Source organism: Deinococcus pimensis DSM 21231 (assembly GCF_000519345.1).
GTDB lineage: Bacteria > Deinococcota > Deinococci > Deinococcales > Deinococcaceae > Deinococcus_A > Deinococcus_A pimensis.
In genome coordinates this window covers 356,047-357,900 of the sequence record NZ_KI912633.1, presented here as the reverse complement: position 1 = coordinate 357,900, position 1,854 = coordinate 356,047, and the positions used below count along the sequence as shown (strand labels likewise).

Sequence of the window (1,854 nt, the reverse complement as noted above, 5' to 3'; positions counted from 1 at the left end):
TCGTCCCAGGCGAGCCGCACGCGGGTCACGCCGACCGTGCCGTGCGCGGGGAGGGCGCGGGCGGGCAGGTGGAGGCGCAGGGCGATCTCGGTGGTGCGGCCGGCCACGAGGTTGGGGAGTCGCAGGGTGCCCGTCCCGTTGCGCGGCAGGTCGTTGAGGACGTCCTGCACGGTGACGCCGAACTCGGCGTTGGGTTCGGCACCGAGGCTCACGGCGCGTCCGAGGGTGGCGCTGAGGCCGCGCAGTTCCTCGTCGAACATCGTTTCGAGGTCGCGGGCGTCCCTGACGTAGTGGGCGTTGCCGTCCCCGGCGCTCGCGACGGTTTCGAGGAGCTGTTCGTCGTAGTGGTCGCCCATGCCGAAGGTGGTGGTGCTGACGCCGCGCGCGGCGAGGCCCGCGACGTGGCCCGCGATGACCCTCGGGTCGGTGAGGCCGACGTTGGCCTCGCCGTCGCTGATGAGCAGCACGCGGTTGAGGTGGCCGGGCCGCTGGTGTTCGGCGACCTGGAGGCCGCCGACGCGCCAGCCCTCGTGGAGGGCGGTGCTGCCGCCCGCCGTGATGTCGCGGATGAGGGCCTCGGCGCTCTGCGCGCGCTCGCCGCCGGGCGTGGAGGGCACGACGACCTCGACGTGGTCGTCGAAGGTGACGACGCTGAAGCGGTCGCGGTCGGTGAGCAGGCCGAGGGCGGTGAGGGCGACCTTCCGGGCGGTGCGGAGCTTGTCGCCGCTCATGCTGCCGCTGCGGTCGATGACGAGCGAGAGGTTGAGCGGCGGGCGCGCCGTGCGCGCGGCGACCTCGGTGGAGGTGGGAGCTTCGACGCGGACGAGGACGTCGAGGGTCTGGTCGGCGCCCTCGACGAGGGCGCGCCTGAGGGGCTGGAAGGTGACGGTGGGGCGCTGGGGCTGGGGCATGGGTCACGTCCTTCGGTGCGGGTGGACCGGACGGTCCGGTGGAGGGTGGCTGGATGGTCAAAGCTTATTTGACAACAACTACAACTGTCAACATAGGCTATTTCTTGTAACCCTTCGAGAGCGGGCCCTGACCCCGACATCCTCCCCTTCCGGCACGACAACCTCTGACGCCGCGGGCGGGCACGCGGGACGACACTTCCCGTCGCGGCAGCACGAAGGCCGGGTCTCCCCGGCCTTCCCCGTCCGAACGCCTCCCGCCGAATTCGTACGGATTCTTCCTTCAGAACCTCCCCGCCGCGAACTCCGTCATCACGCGCGGCGCGCTCGCGTCGAAGCCCACCAGGTCCAGCATGCCCGCGTCCAGCGGGTCCGCGATGGTGAAGCGCGTGGCGGTCATGCCGACCACGACCAGCCGCGCCGGGATACCCGTCTTCTCGCGGTACGCACGCAGCGCCTGCACGGGATGCACGCGCCCCGCCCACGTCTCGTTGTCCGTGTACACCACGAACACGTCCGCCTCCACGCCCTCACGCGTCGCCCACAGGATCGGCAGCGCGCAGTCGGTGCCGCCCATCGGCACGGCCCGCATGGTCTTCACGGCGTCGTCGAGCCGCGTCCCGCCCGAGAAGGTCAGCGGGGTCAGCCCGGACTCTCCCCCGCCCCACTGCCCGCCGAACCCGCCCCGCGCGGCGGAGAAGGCCAGCGCCGTCGTCCGCGCCTCCGTGCGGGTCGTGACGAGCGCCATCGCGGCCGTCGCGAGCCTCGGCGTGAGGTTCGGCACGCCCGCCACCACGCCCGCGTCCATGGAGCCCGACACGTCGAGACCCAGCACGAAGCGCTTCCCGGAAGGCTCCACCGCCGCGAAGGCCAGCACGAACGCCCGGTCGAGGGCCTCCACGACCGCGGGCACCACCGGCCACTCGCCGCCGCCGCGCACCCCGCG

The 1,854-nt window shown here is 72.7% G+C and carries 1 protein-coding gene and 1 pseudogene; both read right to left on the bottom strand.

The window, feature by feature from the left end; translation table 11 throughout:
- A partial coding sequence (locus DEIPI_RS29075; RefSeq protein ID WP_052351637.1) for a vWA domain-containing protein occupies positions 1–911 on the bottom strand: 911 nt, incomplete at its 3' end.
- 280 nt (positions 912–1,191) lie between these two features.
- Positions 1,192–1,854: pseudogene (locus tag DEIPI_RS29070) on the bottom strand (TROVE domain-containing protein); the annotation flags it as partial.